The sequence below is a fragment of the Labilibaculum euxinicum genome (assembly GCF_963678175.1).
Lineage (GTDB): Bacteria > Bacteroidota > Bacteroidia > Bacteroidales > Marinifilaceae > Labilibaculum > Labilibaculum euxinus.
Genome location: NZ_OY782756.1, coordinates 3,290,730 through 3,313,142 on the forward strand (window position 1 = coordinate 3,290,730; position 22,413 = coordinate 3,313,142).

The 22,413-nt window shown below is 35.8% G+C and carries 15 protein-coding genes and 3 riboswitches; of the genes, 4 read left to right on the forward strand and 11 right to left on the reverse strand.

What is annotated here, in order from left to right; all coding sequences use genetic code 11:
• Positions 1 to 14: 14 nt before the first annotated feature.
• Positions 15 to 2,525 (reverse strand): TonB-dependent receptor domain-containing protein, encoded by a 2,511-nt coding sequence (locus tag ACY0M5_RS13080; protein ID WP_461629445.1) that lies wholly within the window; start codon positions 2,523 to 2,525, stop codon positions 15 to 17.
• Between the two features lie 136 nt (positions 2,526 to 2,661).
• Positions 2,662 to 2,874: riboswitch (cobalamin riboswitch) on the reverse strand.
• A gap of 305 nt (positions 2,875 to 3,179) precedes the next feature.
• A riboswitch (cobalamin riboswitch) is annotated at positions 3,180 to 3,364 on the forward strand.
• A 447-nt stretch (positions 3,365 to 3,811) separates the two neighbouring features.
• Between ACY0M5_RS13080 and ACY0M5_RS13085 the strand changes: the two genes are divergently transcribed.
• The 4 genes from ACY0M5_RS13085 to ACY0M5_RS13100 all read left to right on the forward strand — a co-directional run bounded on the left by ACY0M5_RS13085 (position 3,812) and on the right by ACY0M5_RS13100 (position 9,104).
• Positions 3,812 to 5,467, forward strand: coding sequence for a putative transporter (locus tag ACY0M5_RS13085; RefSeq protein ID WP_461629446.1), 1,656 nt, complete (start codon positions 3,812 to 3,814; stop codon positions 5,465 to 5,467).
• 61 nt (positions 5,468 to 5,528) lie between these two features.
• Entirely contained in the window at positions 5,529 to 7,070 is a 1,542-nt protein-coding gene (locus ACY0M5_RS13090) for an acyl-CoA carboxylase subunit beta (protein ID WP_124993647.1), read from the forward strand.
• A gap of 31 nt (positions 7,071 to 7,101) precedes the next feature.
• On the forward strand, positions 7,102 to 8,589 hold the full coding sequence (locus ACY0M5_RS13095; RefSeq protein ID WP_461629447.1) for an acetyl-CoA carboxylase biotin carboxylase subunit: 1,488 nt from the start codon (positions 7,102 to 7,104) through the stop codon (positions 8,587 to 8,589).
• Between the two features lie 2 nt (positions 8,590 to 8,591).
• Positions 8,592 to 9,104, forward strand: coding sequence for an acyl-CoA carboxylase biotin carboxyl carrier protein subunit (locus ACY0M5_RS13100; RefSeq protein WP_156195298.1), 513 nt, complete (start codon positions 8,592 to 8,594; stop codon positions 9,102 to 9,104).
• 83 nt (positions 9,105 to 9,187) lie between these two features.
• Here ACY0M5_RS13100 and ACY0M5_RS13105 read toward each other — a convergent pair whose 3' ends face one another.
• From ACY0M5_RS13105 to ACY0M5_RS13150, 10 genes are all read right to left on the reverse strand, one after another.
• Complete coding sequence (locus ACY0M5_RS13105; RefSeq protein WP_461629448.1) at positions 9,188 to 9,898, reverse strand: anaerobic ribonucleoside-triphosphate reductase activating protein; 711 nt, start codon at positions 9,896 to 9,898, stop codon at positions 9,188 to 9,190.
• 29 nt (positions 9,899 to 9,927) lie between these two features.
• Complete coding sequence (locus tag ACY0M5_RS13110; RefSeq protein WP_197092689.1) at positions 9,928 to 12,081, reverse strand: ribonucleoside triphosphate reductase; 2,154 nt, start codon at positions 12,079 to 12,081, stop codon at positions 9,928 to 9,930.
• Positions 12,082 to 12,187: 106 nt separating this feature from the next.
• Positions 12,188 to 12,371, reverse strand: a riboswitch (cobalamin riboswitch).
• Between the two features lie 267 nt (positions 12,372 to 12,638).
• Positions 12,639 to 13,193 carry a PepSY-associated TM helix domain-containing protein gene (locus ACY0M5_RS13115; RefSeq protein ID WP_461629449.1) on the reverse strand — a complete coding sequence of 185 codons (555 nt, stop codon included), beginning with the start codon at positions 13,191 to 13,193 and terminating at the stop codon, positions 12,639 to 12,641.
• Complete coding sequence (locus tag ACY0M5_RS13120) at positions 13,177 to 13,704, reverse strand: hypothetical protein (RefSeq protein ID WP_461629450.1); 528 nt, start codon at positions 13,702 to 13,704, stop codon at positions 13,177 to 13,179. The genes ACY0M5_RS13115 and ACY0M5_RS13120 overlap by 17 nt, the downstream gene beginning before the upstream one ends.
• A gap of 11 nt (positions 13,705 to 13,715) precedes the next feature.
• The gene (locus tag ACY0M5_RS13125; RefSeq protein ID WP_461629451.1) at positions 13,716 to 14,939 is read right to left on the reverse strand and encodes a DUF4857 domain-containing protein; all 1,224 of its coding nucleotides are present in this window, start codon (positions 14,937 to 14,939) and stop codon (positions 13,716 to 13,718) included.
• Positions 14,940 to 15,059: 120 nt separating this feature from the next.
• On the reverse strand, positions 15,060 to 15,731 hold the full coding sequence (locus ACY0M5_RS13130; RefSeq protein WP_124993654.1) for a hypothetical protein: 672 nt from the start codon (positions 15,729 to 15,731) through the stop codon (positions 15,060 to 15,062).
• A 3-nt stretch (positions 15,732 to 15,734) separates the two neighbouring features.
• Positions 15,735 to 16,622, reverse strand: a complete 888-nt coding sequence (locus ACY0M5_RS13135) for an ABC transporter ATP-binding protein (protein ID WP_101308524.1) — start codon at positions 16,620 to 16,622, stop codon at positions 15,735 to 15,737.
• 11 nt (positions 16,623 to 16,633) lie between these two features.
• Complete coding sequence (locus tag ACY0M5_RS13140; RefSeq protein WP_101308525.1) at positions 16,634 to 18,166, reverse strand: DUF6850 family outer membrane beta-barrel protein; 1,533 nt, start codon at positions 18,164 to 18,166, stop codon at positions 16,634 to 16,636.
• Between the two features lie 69 nt (positions 18,167 to 18,235).
• The gene (locus tag ACY0M5_RS13145) at positions 18,236 to 19,468 is read right to left on the reverse strand and encodes a DUF4876 domain-containing protein (protein WP_461629452.1); all 1,233 of its coding nucleotides are present in this window, start codon (positions 19,466 to 19,468) and stop codon (positions 18,236 to 18,238) included.
• Between the two features lie 13 nt (positions 19,469 to 19,481).
• Complete coding sequence (locus ACY0M5_RS13150; protein ID WP_461629453.1) at positions 19,482 to 22,298, reverse strand: TonB-dependent receptor; 2,817 nt, start codon at positions 22,296 to 22,298, stop codon at positions 19,482 to 19,484.
• Positions 22,299 to 22,413 lie beyond the last annotated feature (115 nt).

Genomic DNA, 22,413 nt, shown 5'->3' on the forward strand with positions numbered 1-22,413 from the left:
CAGCCTCACTATTACTACAACTTAAATCCAACTGTAAGCATAACATTCCGTTCTTGTCCAGGAATGTACTGATTAGAATAAACCGAACTTGAATAATATTTTCTATTTAAAACATTATTGATTTTCAAATGCAGATAAGTTCTGTCTAATCCATAACCCAATACAGTATTAAACAGCCAATATTCAGGTAAACTATACTCATTAGACGAATTGGTATATAACTTATCAGTATAGTCAATACCAGCACCTACACTACAATTTTTTAACGCTCCTTTAAGCACCTGATAATGTGCCCATACAAACACATGGTTTTTAGGATTGTTCCGAATGCAATTCCCCTGTTTTGAGTCATGATATGCATTCGCTGAATACTTCCTGTATTTTGCCGTATTATAAGCATAACCTGCTTTTATACTTATCGAATTTACTGGTTTAAAAGTAGTTTCAACATCAAATCCTTTGGAATCAACAACGCCGATTTGTCCGTAAATTTTATTTCCCTCATCGGTTTTTCCAAGGTATTCTACAATGTTGTTCTTTTTAATGTAGTAGGCACTGGCATTTACAAACAGTTTCGAATTATAATTGTATTTCACACCTAACTCGGCTTGATAACCATTTTCGGGCTCGTATACTTCTTTACCATCATTTGGATAAAATTGATTCCCATCTTTATTTAAATACACATAGCTCTCATCGTAAACAGAACGTTTTGGTTTAAAGAAACTTGAATAAGATGCATACAATGCCAATGGCTCAATAGGTTCATAAACCACTCCGGCCCGATATGAAAAAGATTTATTTACAATCTCATTTTCTTTTGATTTGGATGTAATATTTCTTCCATTACTTACTATTCCAGACTGATACCTCATGTTAAAATAATCGAAACGCATCCCCAGCATGAATTTAAACTGTTTTGAAATCTCAATTAAATCCTGTGCATACAAAGCATTCACCATTTCGTGATAAATACTTGCACCTGAAAACTTTGTTGTTAAACCTCCTTGATTTAGTACAGGGTTACGAACAGCAATTTTTGCAAACAAACCTGCTCCTGCTACATCTCCTCCGTCAAAATCATACCCTTTGTAAGAAATTCGATCGATATACATAAAAAAACAGCCCATTGTAAGATTGTGCTGTAACAAACCTGTTTTTATCTGAGTTGAATAATACAAATCATTTTGAAAAGTTTTTGTATGATGAGAAAATCGTAAAGGATAAGTACGTTGCAAAGTATCTAAACTAATATGTATTTTTTCTCCTCCTTGTAAAAAATAGGTATCGTATATTGGATTTTCCGAATGCAAATAACTCAGCTCTTCTGTTGAAAAATAATCAATCAAATCGTCAGAATAGGAAGCTTGCATTTTCAATTTGGAATTTCCGGAGGTTTTCCGGGTGTATTTTATTGATGCGTTAACATTTTCATGATCCAAAAAATCAGCAGGATCGTTATAACGTTGTTTACGGTCGAAAGAAGTTGGTAAATCACCTTTTTTGTACAATAATTTGCCTTCTTTCGTATAAATATCATTTGTTACAGCTGGTAATCCTGTTTCGGTTCCGTAAAAATCGTCATTTACTCCCACCCTAAGTTCAAACTGATTTTTGTCATCCAAATCATAATTCAAAGCAAGGTAAGCATTGGATGTTTTATCACCTGCGTTTCGCCATCCCTTCTGATCGGACAATGCGGCATCAAAGCGATAGCTCAGCTTATTACTAATTCGGTTTCCGACACCAACATTAACTCTTTTGCTTTCCCAACTTCCGTAACTTGTCGAAAAATTAGCCCGTAAATCTTTCGACGGTTGCTTACGAACAATGTTAATGATACCTCCAACTGCTGAGTGCCCGTAAAGCACTGATGCCGGGCCCTTTAAGAATTCGATTCGTTCTACTGCTGCCAAAGATGTTACAGGAGCACTGTTCGAAAAATTCATTCGTTCATCCCTTGCTCCATCCTGCATAATTACAGGAGCTCCAAAACCTCTCATCGTAAATGTCTGAAAACCGCCATAATTAAGCATCGGTTTTATTCCTGTAGAGTAATTTAAAGCTTCGTTGATGCTATTTACCTGAGTTTGCTCTATCAATTCAGCACCAACACTTGATGTTGTTAACGGGATATCTTTAAGTGGAACCGGTAGTTTTAAGGCTGCTTCCGTTTTTCGAATACATTCAGCAGAAATTTCGACACCATCAAGCAAAGTTGCTGTTTTTTCCAATTCAAACTCAAGCATTGGCATATCAGGTTTTACTTCAATTTTACTGATTTTTTTTTGGTAGCCAACAAAAGTAATCTCGACAATATGTTCACCTGGAGTAATGCCAAAAATTTGAAATATTCCTGAAGGATTTGTAACTGAACCATGATCAATATCTTTCACATACACATTTGCGCCGACAATTGGGACTCCATTTTCTTTAATAATTCCTTTTACATTCACATTTTGTGCTTTGGCCACAAATAGACTAAGCAAAACACAAAGCAGTAAGGACAACATCTTTTTTTGCATGATTGAGTTGTTTTTGATTTTAAACATCACATCTTGCCTCCAAATGTTTACACAAACAAAGAAAGAAATTAGAAAAATAAATACCGAACACGCGCGTAAGTTCAATACATATACTTCGATTCCCGGAAGCAAAATGTTCTTTAGTTACGACTTGGCAGGTCTCCTGACTTATCTCAGCTTTTACAGCCTTCCCCCCATTTCTGAGAGTGGCTTGCGGTGTAAAAACCATATTTTGCACATGACAAAATGAGATTTACAGTAGCGGGTACTGTTCCGGATTCTCACCGGATTCCCTTTTCATTCCCTCAGACGATAGCCTGAGCAGAACACCAAAATCGATGCAAATGTATCATATATATTTTAAGATATCGTATTCACATCAAACAAACCAAAAGTGTTTTATAGCATAAATATTCTGGTTTCCGAAAATCAGCACATAATTTATAATTCTCATTACAAGCAAATTAAGATTCTGTTATTTTAATCAACATCCCAGAAAATCAAATTAGCTTCAGCAATAGATTACTTGTAAAATCCATACCTCTGTAAACGATCAGTTTCTTTACTTCTCCTTTTTTAATTGCCATGAAATCAAATTGATTCAACTTAAAGGAAATTTAAATTTGTTTTTTAGATACTTTTTTTGATAACTTTGCTTCCGAAAATAATTAAGATACCCCGTAAAAAGGGTTTAATAGGGAATCACGTTAAAATCGTGAGCTGACGCGCAACTGTAATTCCAAAACAGTTTGCAACATCAAGCCACTGTTCCAACATATGGAATGGGAAGGCGTTGTAAATGGAAAAGCCAGGAGACCTGTCTTATTTAATTAGATTGATGCTTTCGCGACATAAAGCTAAAAATCAGGACTCGCTAGTGAATTAAAAGTTCCTTTTTAATTCTATTATTCCTGTTTTTTTATTGATTAACGCAAAGCATACAGTTTTACCATTTAAAATGTATTGTTATGCAAAAAGTAAGCAGCACTCCTCGCGAAATGGAGAAAACAGTTAAGACTAAATACGACATGTATTTTGGCTTTAAAACTAATCATTCCGAAAAAAATATTTTATTCCCCTTTCAACAAGTTTATAACATTCCTTATTGATTCCTGACCAGCCTCTGGATCAATTAAGTTGAGCCGGCACTTTCATTTGCCAATTCATAATATCCTGACTTCGTATCAAGGTAGATGGGAGTTCCGGCTCTTTTCATATCCCTTTATTTCTCACTAAAAAATGATCTTCTTTTGAGATCATATCGTTTAAAACACCAATAATTCAACATGAACATTATAGAACTATTAACTACACCAGGAACAGCATCTACAATTGTCATCATTTGTCTGGCCGCTGTTTTAGGTATTCTATTTGGAAAACTAAGGTTTTTCAAAATTAAATTGGGCATTGCAGGCATACTGTTTTCCGGTCTGTTAATTGGTCATTTGGGAGCTGCTACCGATGCACACGTATTGCACTTTATTAAAGAATTTGGCTTGATATTATTTGTTTATTCCATTGGTTTAGAGGTGGGGCCACGCTTTATCACTTCACTTAAAAATAATGGATTAAAGATTAACCTGCTCGCTTCAGGAATTGTTATTTCAGGTTTCTTTATTGCAGTTGCCATAAAATTTATTTTCGATGTTCCCACTTCCGTGATCACCGGAATTATGTGCGGAGCTGTTACCAATACTCCTAGTTTAGGTGCTGCTCAGCAAACCATTGGCGATGTTATGGGCGCAAGCGAAAATATCGAAATTGCGGGCATGGGCTATGCTGTTGCTTATCCGTTCGGAATTTTTGGAATCATTATCAGCATGATATTACTGCGTGTAATTTTCAAAATCAATGTAAAACAGGAAGAAGAACGATACAATAAAGAAATTACCGGCCTCGATGGAAAACCAATTGCCATAAATGTTGAGGTTACCAACCAAAACCTTTTTGGCAAAAGCATACTTTTTCTGAAAGATACCTGCAGTAGTAATTTTGTTCTCTCAAGAATTAAACGAAACGATGATTTTATGGCTGCCGATTCCGAAACAGTTCTTGAAAAAGGAGATGTTCTTTATGGAGTATCGGTAGAAGCAAATTTTAAATTCATTCAACTTAATTTGGGCAAAATAAATACAACCAAAGATGTTGAGGTGTCTGGTAAACTTGGAATGAAACAAGTGATGATCACCAATAAAAAGCTGGCGGGAAAAAGTATAAAGCAAATTGGAATCTCACGCCAATTCCCTGTAAACATTACCAGAATCTACAGAAATGGTATTGAGTTAATGCCGAAGGAAGAAGATAGTATTGAATTTGGTGACACCGTACGTATTGTAGGAGAAAAAAAAGCTCTGATTAAAGTTGCCTCTCTGCTTGGCAACTCTGTAAAAGAACTATCACACCCTAATATCCTCCCCATTTTTCTGGGAATATTACTAGGTGTTATTATTGGCTTGCTTCCGATAAATATTCACGGCCTTCCTGCACCTGCCAAGCTTGGTTTGGCAGGCGGACCACTATTAATTGCTCTAATACTTGGGCACAAAGGCAGAATTGGTAAACTTGATTTTTACATGACTCCAAGTGCCAATCTGTTTATCAGGGAACTGGGCATTGTTCTCTTTCTGGCATGTGTAGGAATTTCGTCGGGGAAATATTTTGTACAAACGCTTCTAAACGAAGGTTACATCTGGATGCTTTATGGCTTTGCCATCACCTTTATTCCTCTCCTTATCGTTGCCGTTATTGCTCATACCCTAAAAATCAATTACCTCACTATTTGTGGTTTACTGGCCGGATCCATGACCGATCCTCCAGCTTTAGAATTTGCCAATTCAATCGCTCCGATTCAGGCACAATCGACTGCTTACGCCACTGTATACCCTTTGGTCATGTTCTTACGGGTTTTACTCGCACAAGTACTGGTATTACTTTTTACCTAAATTCTATTTAATTGGAAAATATGCTCACAATGAATTCATTTAAATTTTACAACTAAAAATAATGAAAGACAACAGAATACCATTTCAAAAATATACAAGCCGACAAGAACAGTTAGCAGCACAATACAATTGGGAATATTTCTCGAAACAACACAAAAAGGGAAAACTAACTGCCAAAGAAAGAATTGAATTGCTGTTCGACGAAAACAGTTTTGAGGAAATAGACGCATTTGTTAAACCTTCAGGCAACATAGAAACGAACATATATGGAGACGGTGTAATTTGCGGACATGGCAAAATAAACGGTCGCAAAGTATTTGCCTTCGCTCAGGATTTTACATTTATGGGAGGTTCACTGGGATCTGTTCATGCCGCCAAAATCATGAAAGTTCAAGACATGGCCTTAAGTATGGGGCATCCAATAATCGGACTAATTGATTCCGGCGGAGCAAGAATACAGGAAGGTGTGGCAAGTTTAGCAGGATATGCCGGAATTTTCCACCGCAATGTAAAAGCATCAGGTGTAATTCCTCAAATTTCAGTCATACTTGGACCTGCTGCCGGTGGTGCCGTTTATTCTCCGGCTCTTACCGATTTTATTTTTATGACCAGACAAACTGCATACATGTTTGTAACCGGTCCGGAGATCGTAAAAGAAGTCTTAAATGAAGAAATAAATTCAGAAGATTTAGGAGGTGCGGATATACATGGTTCCAAAAGTGGGGTTGCTCATTTTGTTTACGATGATGAAGAACATACTCTTTTGGGGGTCCGAAAATTATTGCAGTATTTACCCTCTAACAATGTAGACTTTCCTCCTGTATCGGCTCAAGAAGCTTTAGCTCCTAATAATCCCCAAAAACTTGGTGTAATTATCCCTGAAGAGGCCAACATTCCTTACGATATGCTGGATATTATCAACAATATTACAGATAAGAACAGTTTTTTCGAAATATCTGAAAATTTTGCCGGTAATATCATCATAGGATTTGCACGCCTTCAAAACAAAGTAATAGGATTGGTTGCCAATCAGCCTAAGGTTTTAGCCGGAGTTCTGGACATTAATTCGGCAGAGAAAGCCGCCCGTTTTGTTCGTTTCTGCGATGCTTTCAATATTCCTATTTTGGTTCTGGAAGATGTCCCCGGCTTTTTACCTGGCAGCAATCAGGAACATTCCGGAATTATCCGGCACGGTGCAAAATTATTGTATGCATTTAGCGAATCTTCTGTTCCTAAAATAACAGTAATAGTAAGAAAAGCTTACGGCGGAGCTTATATTGTGATGAACAGTAAAAATATGGGAGGAGATTTTAATTTTGCCTGGCCTACTGCCGAAATTGCCGTTATGGGTCCCGAAGGTGCAGTAAAAATCCTTCATCGAAAAGAACTAATCCAATCGAAAAATACCGATGAACTAAAAGCAAAATTAATTGCTGACTACAAGGAAAATATTGCCAATCCATACATTGCTGATGAAAAAGGATATGTTGACGAAGTAATTGAACCCGCCAACACACGTAAAAAATTAATTTCCGCTTTCGAAGCTCTGGAAAACAAATACATGGAGAAAATTGCTAAAAAGCACGGAAATATTCCTCTTTAAATACAAACAAATTTGAACTGATATCTTAAAAATGATCAAATCAATATTAATCGCAAACCGTGGTGAAATTGCAATTAGAATTGCAAAAACAGCCACAAAAATGGGGATTTTAGTGTATTGTATTCAGACAAACAGAGAGGCAAATGCTTTGTATCTCGACTTTGCCGATGAAATTATTACTCTTGAAGAAAATCCAAACGGATCCATTTTCTTAAATGCCGAAGAACTAATTCGTCTGGCAAAAGAACACCAAATCGAAGCCATTCATCCGGGCTACGGTTTTCTTTCCGAATCGCCTTATTTGGCAAGCAGATGCAAAGATGAAGGAATTCTGTTTATCGGCCCAAGCGAAAAAGCCATCTATACGATGGGAAACAAAGGGATGGCCCGCAATATTGCTCAAAAAAGCGGAATCCCCGTTTTGGCTGGCAGCACTACAAACATTACTAATTTTTACGATGCAAAAGCCTGGGTGGAACAAATTGGCTATCCGGTGATTATGAAAGCCGTTGCCGGAGGTGGCGGCAAAGGAATGCGCATTGTCCGTTCGGCTGATGAATTGGAACTGATGTACAAATTGGTTACAAACGAAGCTAAATCAGCTTTTAACGACGACTCTTTGTTAATCGAAAAGTACATTGAAAGTCCTAAACACATCGAAATACAGGTATTGGCCGACCAGCATGGAAATGCCATTCATTTATTCGAACGTGAATGTTCCATTCAGCGCAAACATCAGAAATTAATGGAGGAAGCTCCCTCAGTTGCTGTTTCCGATGATTTGAGAAATAAAATGGGAGAAATGGCTCTTTATCTTTGTCGGAAAATTAATTACCACACACTAGGTACGGTAGAATTCTTATTGGACAAAGATAATCGTTTCTATTTTCTGGAAATGAATACCAGAGTGCAGGTAGAGCATCCAATTACCGAGGCAATAACCGGAATCGACTTGATTGAGCAACAGATTAAAACAGCAGTTGGTGAAAAACTGGAACTTCAACAAGGCGATATTCAAAGAAAAGGCTGGGCAATTGAATTGCGTATTAATGCCGAAGATGTGCAAGCCGATTTTTCTCCTAATCCGGGAATTATTGATAGAATGGAATTTCCTGAATGCAGTTTCCTGCGTGTTGATACAGGTTTTGAAAACGGCAAATTAATTCCTCCCAGTTACGATTCTATGATTACTAAATTGATCATTACGGGAGATAACAGACAAGAAGCCATTAAGCATGCTTTAGCGGTAATTGAAAACACGGTAATAAAAGGTGTAAAAACAACAATTCCATTTTTTAAACTGGTGCTCAATCATCCCGATTTTATCAATGGATCATACAACACATCGTTTATATCAGAAAAACTTGATAAACCTTTCTTTCAGGAACAGGATGAAGAAAAAGCTGCAGCCATAATGGCTCTTCAGGCTTATTTAAACGAGAAACAAAAAATCGAAAGTAATTTGACTCACAAGGAGGATTCCGCGTGGGCTACTAAAATGAGAAATAAACTTTTTTAGCCATGATTACACTTAAAAAAAACAAGAACTTTGTGCTTTCCGGAGATCAATCGTACAGCTTAAAAACACAAAACTATCAGGTACTTTCTTCCCGGTCAAAAAACGAAAGATTTACAATAAAAGAAAAAGACAATGAATTTATCATTCAATACAAAGACAAAAATTTCATTGGTGAAATCGTTGAATTAAAACAGAATAAATGTACTGTATTAGTAAATGGAAACACCTATAACTTTACAATTGATACCGAAGCTACTTTTCAAAGAAAAGAGAAACTTCGTAAAAATAATCTCATCAAACCCAATTGTAATTTACTTGCTCCTATGCCGGGCAAAATTACAGAGGTATTAACATCTGAAGGATGTATAGTTGAAAAAGGAAGTCCTCTGGTGTTGCTAGAAGCAATGAAAATGCAGAATCAGATATTGGCCGCGCAAGATGGTACAATATCAAAAATCCTGGTTAAAGACGGCGATAGTGTAATGTCCAATCAGGTTTTAATCGAAATAGACTAGCTTTGGCAATTAGTTAAATCCCCTGCCGTAAAGGTATGTCCTTTGGCAGGGGATTAACCACAAACTAAAAAAACTTATATCAATTAACCAATCTGGCTGATATTGCCATTTAAATCTTGGTTAGATTTAATGATCTCTTCTACCTCCAAATGAGTATAGCCTGAATAATTTGCAAAAGATAAATCCAATACTTTTACGGGTGAAAACGACTGTAAAGTGTATTTGTAATCTCCTTTAAGCACTTCGCACATTTTACGAATATCGGCTTCGGAATGACACTCACGAATTAGTGTTGTTCTAAACTCAACATCAATCGGCGAATCTTTGAGAATAGCAATCGACTTTTTCACATTCATCAGTTGAATTTCTGTAAACTGATTTCCAACAATTCCTTTATATGCAGATAATTCAGGCACAGTCTTCAAATCCATTGCCACATAATCAATCAGATTCTGCTGCATCAGGATTCTTAAAAGCTTGGGATTGGTTCCATTCGTATCTAATTTTACAAATAGTCCCAATTCCTTCACTTTACGTATAAATGCGACCAAATCTGACTGAACAGTTGGTTCACCTCCGGTAATAACAAGGGCATCAATAAATCCCTTCGCTTTTTTTAAATAATTCAACACCTCAGTTTCACCAACTGAATCTCCCATGGGGTGATATTTCGAAATCAGCTCCCAATTGTGACAAAACCTACATGCCATATTACAAGCTTGAGTGAAAATCACCGAAGATACCTTTCCAGGATAATCAATTAAGCTGTTCTTTATAAATCCTGATATTTGCATTGAAATAAATTAAGATGGTGAAAAATCAGCTAGCAAACGACCTGTTCTTCTTCCTCAACATGAGCCTTTTTGTCAAATAATTTTCTCTCTTTAAATTCCTGTCTCTTACCATCATTCCACTGATGTATAGGACGCAGATAACCAACAATTCTTGAGAACACTTCACATTCCGTCCGTTGACCGGAATTAGCACATTTAGGACACAATTCATGTTCTCCGTAAATGTATCCGTGCTCGTGGCAAATACTAAATGTAGGTGATAAGGTAATATATGGGAGATGATAATTATTGGTTATTTTTTGCAACAACAACTTTACGGCATCAACAGAAAGCTGTTTTTCTCCAATAAATGTATGAAACACAGTTCCTCCGGTATATTGCGTCTGCAACTTGTCCTGCAATGTTAAAGCTTCGAATAAATCATCGGTATATGCAACCGGAAGCTGCGAAGAGTTGGTATAATAAGGTGCTGCTCCGTTTCGGAAGTTTTCCTGATTGGCAACAATTATATCATCGTAAGTTTTGGTGTCAAGCTGAGCCAAACGATAGGTTGTTCCTTCGGCCGGAGTCGCTTCCAAATTATAGATGTTACCAGTTTCCTCTTGAAAACTAACCAGTTTTTGCTTCATAAAATCAAAAATCCGAAGTGCAAAAGCATTTCCTTCTTCCGAGACCAAATCACTTCCAATAAAATTCAGGCAACACTCATTCATTCCAACAATACCTATTGTTGAAAAATGATTTTGCCAAAATTTGCCATTCCTGTTTTTCAAATGACGCAAATAAAATTTTGAATAAGGGAACAATCCTTTTTCCGTTAAATTTTCAATCATTTTTCGTTTGATCTCCAGACTATTTTTCGCCAAATTCATCAGATGCTCCAACCGCTTAAAGAATTCAGCTTCGTTACTTGCTTCGTAGCCCAAACGAGGTAAATTTACAGTTACCACTCCAACCGAACCGGTTAACGGATTTGCACCAAACAGACCTCCTCCACGTCGTGCCAGTTCACGTTTATCCAAACGCAGCCTGCAACACATACTTCGCACATCATCAGGCGACAAATCAGAATTTACAAAATTAGAAAAGTACGGAATTCCATATTTAGCAGTAATTCTCCAAATGTTTTCATACGCTGGTTTATCCCATTCAAAATCGGATGTGATATTATAAGTTGGTATTGGGAAAGAAAAAACACTTCCATTGGCATCTCCTTCTTCAATCACCTGTGCAAAAATTTTATTAAAAAGATCCATCTCAACCTGAAAATCCCCGTAAACTTCGTTCATCAATTTGCCGCCAATAATTACCGGCTGATCACTCATAAATTTTGGAACATTTAAATCCATGGTCACATTGGTAAATGGTGTTTGGAAACCTACCCGGGTAGGAACATTCATATTATAAAGAAATTCCTGAAGAGCCTGTTTAATCTGATTTTCATCCAATTGATCGTACCTTATGAAGGGAGCCAATAAGGTATCGAAATTCGAAAATGCCTGGGCTCCGGCGGCTTCTCCCTGCATGGTATAAAAGAAATTGACCACTTGTCCGAGAATGGTACGAAAATGTTTGGCCGGCCGGCTAACCAATTTGCCCGATGCGCCTTTAAAACCTGTTAATAAAAGATCTTCCAGATCCCACCCTACACAATACACACTTAAGAATCCAAGGTCGTGAATGTGAAACGCTCCTTTCTTGTGAGCATCTCCAATTTCCTGCGGGTAAATCTTATTCAGCCAATATTGTGAACTTACAATGGTCGAAATATGTTGATTCAATCCCTGCAGAGAATATGACGAATTCGCGCTTTCTTTTATTCTCCAGTCCTGAAGATTCAAATAATCGTCAACCAAGTTTAAATTGGAAAATAATTCCTTGGTGTCGCGAGCCAACTCATGTTGTTTCCGGTATAAAATAAATGCCTTCGCAACTTCAAACAAGTCATATCTGAATAGTGTTTTCTCTACCAAATCCTGAATTTCTTCCACATTGGGAATTCCCGAAAAATCAATCTCTTTCATGATCTGACTGACACAAAATTCGATTAGTTCAACGCGCTCTTCACCTACTGCCTGAAATGCTTTATTGATTGCATTTTTAATTTTATCAGACTTGAATTTAACAACCTGACCATTTCTTTTCCGAATTTGAGATTCGGATACACTACCATTCATTTTCATTTTATTGTTTTTTGATTTTGAAAAAAATGATAGCTTCTGAGGAAAATATAGAATAGGAAGATACATCGAATAGTGTATCCTCATTCTCTGCCTTTCTCCCGAAAGCTACGAATAATCATTACAGGCAGGTCTTCTGGCTTGTCCTCTTTTGGTTTGCCTTCCCATTTTAGTTGAGATAAAACAGTGGCTTCAGAAACCAAAAATATGAGGACTTACAGCTGCGGGGACAGCTCACGAATTAAACGTGATTCCCTATTATTCCTTTCGGAACCTATAAATCAACACAATAGTAAGAAGAAAAAATATGATAATCAATCTGAGTTATTAACAGTTATTGGTCAATAAGCTATGAAAGAGGAAGAAACACGGTTCAATTCTTTTTCAGGAAAGAATATCCTCAATAAAGAAAACTTAGTAAATTGAATTTATCTACTACTATGCAAGAAAGTATTTGAGAATTCATCTTAAAAATGGGATTTAAAGCGAACCAATTTGTATCCTACTTTTTGAATTTACCTTAAAGAAAAACTTCAAATACGAATTTGTCTAAGTACAAACTAAGTGAAAAAATACAAAAGTACAGGTATAATAAAACCAATCATCATTAACCAAATGCCTCTTTTCTTAAATCCATTTTTCCCTTTCACCATAACAGCTCCGGAAATGGCAAAAAATATTAATACAATTGCGTAAATAATGGCTATTGATGAAAACCTTTTGCCTGAATTGTAGTGAATATCATTCACAAACTTATACACCGGCACCTTTTTATATGTTGTTAGTAAAACCTTACCGCTACTAGGGTAATACTCTCCCAACCCACCTTTAATATAGATATTATAAATTCCATTTGCCGGAATTACCTGTGTTAACTTTGGCAAGTCTTTAAAATGGTTTTGAAAGTATAACTTAAATTCCTTTGGACTTAAATTTGGTTTAGCTTTTTTCTCCAAAACTATTTCCTGATACGAAGGATCTTTCTCATTTTTTTTCAAGATTAATAAGACTCCCGACACAGCATAAATCAAGGTTAATCCTATAAATAAATAGCCAAGATCTCTATGCAGAGACCTTATGCTTTTATTCAACTTTTTACTATTCCACAATTTCATACGAAGTTCCGTTTACAAAATAAACTAAATAAAAATTTCTATTTGCCTTTTTCATCCATTCGCGCATTTGATTAATATTTGTCATTTCTGAGGCACAATGTTCTCCCCCTTCTTCGGCATCTTCTTTAGCCTTTACTTTTGCTTCCCAATCGTTAATAAACTTTTCAGATAAACGGTTCTCTTGAAGCGTTCCTTTAACCGCAATCGTAGAACCTGATAATTCCCGGTTAAAACCCTTGATATCTCCCGTAGCTTCAACTCTTAACGACAGTTTACCTGTTTCATCCAGTAATATCGCTCTACGACCCGAATGAGCACATACATGTTTTACCATTCCTTCAAAATAAACCTCTTTCCCTACATTCTGCTCTGCTGTTTCCATTATCTGAGCAATGGTTTTAGCGACATGTTCCTTCCCATTTTCTTTTTTTATTGCCTGTTTTTTATTGATTTGATTACACGAGACCAATACATTTAAAGCAACAAATGCTGTAAATATTAACTTTTTCATTTCTAAATTGTTTAACGATTAAATATAATGTTTGCGATAAAACCATAAATACCTGTAATTGCAATCCAAACCACTGAAAACAATTGTATTTTTTGTTTCCGATATCTCGTAATGAAAACAAATACCAATGTCAATAGTAAATTGGTTAGTAATACCCAATAAGATCCAAAATAAACCATAGGTTTGATGTATTTGGTATTGGCATTTGTAAATCCAACTGCGAATGGTAAAATAAATTTACTATAAGCAGATTCTGTAATATCCTGCTTAAATGTTACTTCATCAACCACCTGTTTTGTATCTGCATTAAGAGCTAAAACTGTTTTCCCTTTCGATGATATTACATTGACATTCCAGAACAAAGGATTTGCCATAATCAACAATTGATTTTTATTGATATCGAAAGCTGATGTTGGAATTTCCTGTAGTTTGTAAGCATCAGTTGTGATAATGTAGAGCCTTTTATTTGTATCAAATACAAAGGCATAAAAGCTTCTGTCGTCTGGTTCCATTGTTGCAATGTATTCCGGAACTACACCTGCAGGTAAAGAAACTTTCCTCAAAAAAGGCATTGCATTCACCATTTTTAAGTGGAAAATCTGATCGTCATTATCGATAATAAAATAGCCTTCATCGTAGGCTTTTCTGGTTGATGGATTACCCGCTGCCATTTTAGCAGGAAATCGAAAACCCCTTTTCTCAAAAATCTTATTAAAACATTGACTTTTTTCTTCATTTACCCGATTGGTTTCGGGATTGATAAACTCAATTTTAGAATTTAAACGAAAAACATCACCAGGCATTTCAATTCTAACTCGTCCCGACATGGACTCAAACAAAGTATAAAGACCTATGTGCGGCTTATTTTTATCAGTAGGATTTACTTTAAAAAAGAATTTCTTAGAATTCACTTCCCTTGGATTAATAAGCTTGCCATGAATACTTTTGGGCATTCTTCCGTCTGCCATTAATTGTCTGGAATAAAACATTGGTAGTATACTGTCGAATTCTAATTCAGAATACACTCTATTGGTATTCATGTTTTTGCGAATCAAACGTTCTTCCTTATCATCAAAATCGATGGTGCAGAAAGCTTTGTCAACAGAACTATAATAAGTAAATATATTTTTTGAAGCTATATCGGTAACCAGATGATAAGATTTAGGCAACAACCATGCTAATAGCAGGGTGCCTAAAATAACTATTAAATAATTTATTGAATATCTATTTTTCATGCGTTTCTATTTTCTCAGTTGCAGCATACTACTCTCATGAATATTTAATCACTCTCTTGTGTGAATAATTGAATCATTAAATTTCGCATGCTTTTTTCATATCTATTAAAAGCGAACATATTAATCCTGAATTCCAACTTTAAAACGTTGAACCGAGAAGTAGCCAAACGGTAAGACATAAAATGGAATAATAACAACACTTACCACTACAAAACTGTATGCTCCGGGGAAATCGGTCAGATAAAACAATTGAAGGCTTGCAAACATGATTAAAGTATTGAAGATCCTTCGTTTCCAACTTGGCTCCAAACAAATCCATGACATCATTGCATAAGCCGCTAATCCGGCAATATACCATGGCAGTAAAGTATATATCATGCTCGCGGTTATTTCCACAGGAAAATAAATTCCAGAGAATGTCAGAAGTATTAGTAAGTGCATCGCAAAAATTATCATCAGCAATGTCATTCCAAATCCTAACATTGTGAAAACAATTTTACGATTGGACAATGGCAGATGCAAACTTAACTTGATTCGCTTTTGAACCATTTCAGGAACAAACTGTGCTAAAGCCAAACAAAATCCGACCGCAGGAGGAAAGAATTTTAAATCTCGGAATAGAAACTGATCTCTGTTTACAATTACATCCCAAAGATGTTCTAAACCTACCATTCGAAACGACCTGCCTAGTTTTAAAAACAGATATGTCAAAAGAATTACTCCGGCAATAAATGCACCTATGGCAAACCATTTGGTTTTTTTCCATTCTTTAAATAATAATGCTCTTATCATCTCTTAATATTTTCCGGTTAATCCAATAAATGCCTCTTCTAAACTCAAACTTTCTTCCTGTATAGAATTGGTTACCTTAACATTACCGCTTAGTAATTTTTCCAATTCATTTTTCGACAGTAATGAATAAAGTTCTGTTTTCCCTTTAATGCTTACTGAATTATAAATGTGATTGCTATTGTCCAACAATTCGGGCTTTTCGCATGTAAATCTGTATCGCTTAAATGACTCAAGAAGTTCACTAACTGGCTTTTGCATCACAATACGACCATAATCCATAATCAAACAATCATCAATCAATCGTTCCATGTCCTGAATAATATGAGAGGTGACAAAAACGGTTTTATTTTCCGCTTTAGCATATTCACTTAAATAGTCAACAAACAACATGCGGTAACCAGGATCCAAGCCCATCGAAAAATCATCGAGAATTAAAAGCTCTGGATCTTGTGCCAGGATTAACCCCAAGGCTACCTGCGATCTTTGTCCGCACGACATTCGGGATATTTTCTGTTTGGGATCAATTTTCAGCAGTTTCATTAACTCATAGTAAGCATCCTTTCTCCATTTGGGATAAAAGGCAGAATAAAACTTCTCAATCTCCGAAATGTTCATGAAAGAATATTGAACATGCCCTTCAATTAATAAACCAACTTTTTGTTTGGTTTCTGGTGAAAGGTTTGCCGAGCTTTCGCCAAACATTAAGCATTCTCCGCTTCGTGGTTGTAAATAGCCGTTTAAAATGTTAATTGTTGTGGTTTTACCTGTTCCATTTTTTCCTAATAATCCTAAAATTCGTCCTTTCGGGATTTCAAAATTCAAATTCTCATAAATACAGCGTTTGCCGTAATAGTGAGTTAGGTTTTTGCATTCAACAATAGCTTGTTGCATAAAATATATGTTTAAAGTGTTAATCCAATTGCAAAATTGAAACTGTATTGTGATTTAGAATTTTCTATTATCATGTATTGATAAGCTAGTTTGGTATAAATACCATAAGTATTTTTTGTGTCGAAATCGTATCGAATATTCGAAGCCAAGCTCAGCCAATCACTTTTTAAATACTCATAGTTTGGAACAATCAAACTTTCATTTGCCTTTCCTTTTGCCAAAGATGAAGTTGTTAAATCACTATTAATGCAGTATTGGGCTAATGCCTCGAGTTTTATATTCAAGCTAGATTTACTAAACTGTAAGTTTCTTCCTGTATTTAGCCTAAGCGTTACATGTTCTACTTCTTGTTTGGGATTTTTAGAATTAGCTATCTTATATTCTGACTCATCAGAAGAGTATTTAATTTCCATTTGATACAAAGAACTGTGCTTAATACCCCTTACCAATAAAATACTTGTAAAACCTCCATCTAGATACTTGGCTGAATATTTTTCGATGACACTTAAAAGTTGTCTATTATAATTATAGTTGTAATCAGACCCTGTTTTACTTTGATAAGATGCGAAAGAATTTATTTTGAATATTTTATTAGTGAACTGATACTGCTTTCCTAAAGTGAATTGAAACTCCTTAGCATCTAAATCATTCACAATATCATAGCCTGTCCCAACTATTTTTAATAATTCCAGTTTCGACTTTTTGTATGAGAATGACTGATACCATCCTGTTTGGCCAATGGGAATCAATTGTGTACCCAGTGAATACCCTTTCTTTTCATAAATATTACCAACACCTCCACTATTGGTTACAACCGTTGAGAAATTCTCATCGCTAATACCTAATCCTCTCAGATAAAAAACTTTAATCCCTGTACCAGGTCGCAACGCATCTACTTCATGATCTTGCTGATAATCATGATATCCTGCATACAGACCAATCATATATTTTGAATTGATTTCTCTTGTACCTCCTAATTTTATTTCTAAATCAGAAACGGTAGATTTTGGTCGTGGATCTAATTTTCTGTAATCTTCTGAGGATCTATATTTGGCCTGAAGGGCATAAGTACTTTTCTTTTGAATCAGACTGTATATTCCTTCGAATGAATAATTTTCGCCGTACGTTTTTCCACCAATAGTATCCGCCACGATATATGGAGCCAATTCACTGTAATCGCTTACTGTATTCCATTTAATATTATCCATATTGTTTTTGCTGTAACTTGCTCTTCCAAACACAAAGTTTTTCTCACGTCTTTTAAACGAATAAGCATCAAAATCAATTGAGGATGTTTTGTTTCCAGTTTCAATTCTGTACAAGCCATTTGCTTTCCTCTGTTTCCAAGCCAAAGAAACATCGGTAAAAGATTTATTGTATTGATGACCTAGCATAGCAGGATTATCCCAAATCCCACTTTGTATTTGAATTAATTCCTTTTCAAAATCAACGGCATTCGCATTTCTATCTTGAGCAAATGCTGATGCTGTTAAATTTAAGAGAATGACAATTCCAAGAATGGATTTTAACTTTTGTGTTAGCATGTAAACAATAAAATTAAAGAAGACCCTCAGAGACAAGTCCAAGGGATCTTCTTTAAGGTTAATATTGGATTATTCCTCTTCGATTATACCTGGTGTAGGATCAGCAGTAGGAATAAAGTCGAATTCTGAGTTGTTGGTATCCAATAAAACAATACGATTACCTTCTTTGTGACTTACCTTACGCTTCACACATTTTCCGTAACGAGCATCATCCCCGTCACCAGCATGAGTCCAGGTAAGGTCTAATGATGGATCGAGAGCTTTCCATTCGTAATCAGAAACAGTAGAACATTCTACTGCATCGATAATTATATTATTTGGAACTTTCCAAGCATCAAAATCCATAACTTTCACAAAGTCACCCCATACAAAAGTATATTGATAGTGGTAAGCGTTATCAGTATTAAATTTCTCTGGTGTCATATCATCCATCTTAAAGATCACATAAGAAGTAAATCCACGATTGTGAAGTCCCCAAACAGAAGCTGAAGTAGAAACCATTTTCTCCATATTAGGAACTTCCGGTACGTCTACATCAACATCAGCACCATCGAACCATTCAAAATCTGCAATCGATAAATCAAATGAATTCGCATTCTCAGCAGAGTGATCAATGGCTACGTCACATACAATAATAGATTTTCCAGGTTCAACAGGATAATCATCTCCGTCTCCAGGAATTCTATAAACTGAACTAACAGGTGTATATTCTTTTCGTACATCAGGAGTATATTCATTCAATGACTGAGCTGTATTTAGTTCAGATTCCGCAATACATAAACCATCAGCATATAAGATTTTATCCGTATTGTTATAGATTTCAAAGTATTTATCATCATTATACTGTTTTCCTTCTGGTGTTTTTGTTCCACTGAAGAAGATTTCTGAAATCACAAAACTGGTATTCTTTCTGTACTCAAATAAGTCGATAGTAAGATCGAAAGATCCTCCTGTAACTTCAACATTCTCGCTAAAGCCTCTAATCCCCGTGGTAGCATAAATTATTTTATCATCAACATCTCTAGTAAAATAATCCACTTCGGCTTCTACAGTAAAATTGTAAAGACCATCTTCCAGGTTCAATGTTGGAAGCATGAATCCATATAAATCCTTGGAAATTTCTTCTCCGGAATTAACATTAGTAACAGTTACCGTACCATTCTTAAATGTTGGTGCCTTTAGTTTTGCAGGTGGATTCAACACCAAATTCAAATCTGATTGCAATATTGGATCATCATCATCGCTGCAAGAGAACAAGGATACTACCATTAAAAGGCTTAAACCGAATATCAGTTTTTTCATTTTTTATTATTATTTAAAGATTAATATTAAGTTCCATTCCAAAGTATGGAGATACTTTTCGAGTTACTTTAGTGCCATCACTACGCGTATAATCCGGATGATAATCTAAAATTCTATTTACATAAAAGGATAGTTCCATCTGATCACCTATGCTCTTTGATACGGTAAGATTCACATCAATACCAATAGGAGTTTTATACAAGTCAAAGTCATTTGGACTTGGTTTGTGATATAAGAATCGCAATAACGGATCTGTTGTGTGTGATTCATTGTATTCAAACTGATTTCCATCCATATCAAAATAATACTCAGGCATACCATCATGAGGATTATATCTAAATTGATGATACCACATACACTGTATGGCTGTTGAGAACATTAAACCAAATTTTTCAATATGAGTATCCGCTCTAAAATTGGTATTGAACTGTTCATATTCTTTCCCTCTGTCCCAGTTGTAATATCCTATGTATGGATAATCCTTTCCATCGATTACTGTACTTGGGTGTTTGTAAGTTGCATCGCTTAAATCGTATTTAGCTCTCATCCAAGCACCATTAATTGAGACCCTTGAGTGTATGGCATCAATTTGTCCCAAATCAATTTGATACTCAACACCTACTTTCTCTTCTCGTGCGCCGTTTGCTCTTTTACTATAGTAGATAAATTCTTTTCTTGATTCATAATCGAATTGTTCGACTGTTGGTGGTCCACTTAATTCATCGGGATGAGGTCCTGATGATACATCGTATAATTTAAAACCCATTGTTTCGTAATATCCCAATCGCTTAAATCCATTCTTAAGCAATTCGTGATATGCTGTTACATAAGCTCTGGCCTTTCCCAATTTTAAATTAAATCCAAATTCAAACTTTTCATTTCTATTGGGTTTCAACTGATAATTGATTGGATCAATCATTTTGGTTTTATACTGTACTTGTCTTAAATCTTTATTTTGAGAAAAATAATTTAGCTGAACGATATCGAGATAAAGCATATCTGGATATAGGTGTGTCAGCCCTGGGAATTTGGTATGCATCCCATATCCACCAGTTAACTCAACATATCCACTTCTATTAAATAAATTGAACTTAGGAAAGCGCCATCTCATGTTAGCTCTGGGATCGAAATAGAGTTTCCCTGAGAGAGCATAATCCGATGCCATATTCAAGGCCTGTGTTGCTCTTACACCCCCTTGTAGATTTAACCTGTGATTCGCAATAGGAATACTTAACTTATCTTCCATATAGAATGACAGTCGTTGAATAGAAGGAATATCTTTTGAAACCCTTGATCTGCCATTTCCTGGATACAATGGACGGTTTACGTCATACACCTCTCCATCTCCAAAGTTTTTGTTGTATCTCCATTCTGCTCCGATTAGAATGTTTTGCTTTACATTGAAAATATCCAATTGGAAATCCGATGAAACATCTGCAAACAAATAGATAGGTTTGCCATCAACCACAAGGTGAGACAAATAGGATGACGGCAAATACTCACTGTAAAATTCTCCTTCCTCTCTATTGGTCATGATGGGTGTATTATTTCCCAGTACCGACTTATCTATGACCTTTTGATTGTGTGTGTAACTACCATTAACTCTAGCCTCAATTCCTTTAAAGAATGAAGATTTATAAGACTGCCATGAAAGAGTGGTACCTGCACTCACTTTATTGTATTTACTGTTATACTTATCAGTTTCTGGTAGGTCTATCTCCGGGTCTTTCTTAGTTTCATCAAACGATCCGGTATAATCAATATTTGTATTAAAAGTAAATAAGCCATTTTCGGATTCTGATCTGCTTCCATAACGCACTGATCCAGTTATTCTAGTGTAATTTACCTTCGGATTTCTGGGATCGGATTTATAATCCAAATAATCAATATCGGCATTCAAGCTTTTACTTCCTCCCAAATTCACACCTTTTCCTATCGAGAACAATTTAGAACCTGGATCTGCTTTAATTCTTGCAGTCAAGGGCTTTGCTTTATAAGCCCGTGTGATATTGACCAAACCACTGGTGAGGTCCCCATATTTTACAGAAGGAATTCCTCGAACAATTTCTACAGATTCAATATTATCTGTAGAAATCAATCTCATATCAATACCTTTACCAGTCGTATTTCGTCGCCTTATGTAACGATCTGAACTATAAGATCCGGTTACATTTTGCAATTCTGCATCATTGGAAATTGCCTGTCCGTCAATCACAAATGATGTTCCAAAGGATGAATTATAATCATATGAATCATTACTAAAGCTAGAGGCACTACCAGGCTCTCTCAATGAAATCAATTTCATCGTGGTCATCGAATTCTTTTGGCTTACACCTCCGGGAAGCAATTCCAAAATATCGGCAAAACTGGAAGGCTGCAAGTGTTTTAAAGCCTCTTTCTTAATGGTGGAAGATGTTCCGTTTTCTCTCGATTCTTCCGCAATTACAATTACCTCTGATAAATCCTGCGATTCTACACTCATTTGCAATGTGAATGGCTTTCTTTGTGCTGTAAGTGAAATGGTATCTTGTATTTTTTGGTACCCCAAGCACGAAACCATAATGGTATATTCTCCATTAGGTACATTGTCAATGCTAAACTCTCCATTTAAATTGGTGGTTGACCATTTTAATGATTCTTTCAGCACAACCGTTGCAAAAGCAATGGGTTTGCCCGATTCTTTTGCCACAAGCCTGCCCTTTACAGCTGGGTGTGTTTGAGAAATAGCTTGTGAAGGTATAAATGTTATGCCAAGCACAAACAATACAATAAGAGAACTTAATTTCATGTCAATCCAACATTTTTTGCCATTAGTTAGCCCTTTATTCATGGGCTTTCATCTTCTTATTAAGATTTACTCTTAATAAGTGGGACAAAGGTATATTGGATTACAAGTCTGCACAATCCTCATAAATAATGATATTACCTGAGGTTACTCATTGTTT

Excerpts from the sequence above, each read along its gene's own strand:
- ACY0M5_RS13080 (WP_461629445.1), bottom strand. The coding sequence starts at position 2,525 with ATGCAAAAAAAGATGTTGTCCTTACTGCTTTGTGTTTTGCTTAGTCTA.
- ACY0M5_RS13085 (WP_461629446.1), top strand. The coding sequence starts at position 3,812 with ATGAACATTATAGAACTATTAACTACACCAGGAACAGCATCTACAATT.
- ACY0M5_RS13090 (WP_124993647.1), top strand. The coding sequence starts at position 5,529 with ATGAAAGACAACAGAATACCATTTCAAAAATATACAAGCCGACAAGAA.
- ACY0M5_RS13095 (WP_461629447.1), top strand. The coding sequence starts at position 7,102 with ATGATCAAATCAATATTAATCGCAAACCGTGGTGAAATTGCAATTAGA.
- ACY0M5_RS13100 (WP_156195298.1), top strand. The coding sequence starts at position 8,592 with ATGATTACACTTAAAAAAAACAAGAACTTTGTGCTTTCCGGAGATCAA.
- ACY0M5_RS13105 (WP_461629448.1), bottom strand. The coding sequence starts at position 9,898 with ATGCAAATATCAGGATTTATAAAGAACAGCTTAATTGATTATCCTGGA.
- ACY0M5_RS13110 (WP_197092689.1), bottom strand. The coding sequence starts at position 12,081 with ATGAAAATGAATGGTAGTGTATCCGAATCTCAAATTCGGAAAAGAAAT.
- ACY0M5_RS13115 (WP_461629449.1), bottom strand. The coding sequence starts at position 13,193 with ATGAAATTGTGGAATAGTAAAAAGTTGAATAAAAGCATAAGGTCTCTG.
- ACY0M5_RS13120 (WP_461629450.1), bottom strand. The coding sequence starts at position 13,704 with ATGAAAAAGTTAATATTTACAGCATTTGTTGCTTTAAATGTATTGGTC.
- ACY0M5_RS13125 (WP_461629451.1), bottom strand. The coding sequence starts at position 14,939 with ATGAAAAATAGATATTCAATAAATTATTTAATAGTTATTTTAGGCACC.
- ACY0M5_RS13130 (WP_124993654.1), bottom strand. The coding sequence starts at position 15,731 with ATGATAAGAGCATTATTATTTAAAGAATGGAAAAAAACCAAATGGTTT.
- ACY0M5_RS13135 (WP_101308524.1), bottom strand. The coding sequence starts at position 16,622 with ATGCAACAAGCTATTGTTGAATGCAAAAACCTAACTCACTATTACGGC.
- ACY0M5_RS13140 (WP_101308525.1), bottom strand. The coding sequence starts at position 18,166 with ATGCTAACACAAAAGTTAAAATCCATTCTTGGAATTGTCATTCTCTTA.
- ACY0M5_RS13145 (WP_461629452.1), bottom strand. The coding sequence starts at position 19,468 with ATGAAAAAACTGATATTCGGTTTAAGCCTTTTAATGGTAGTATCCTTG.
- ACY0M5_RS13150 (WP_461629453.1), bottom strand. The coding sequence starts at position 22,298 with ATGAATAAAGGGCTAACTAATGGCAAAAAATGTTGGATTGACATGAAA.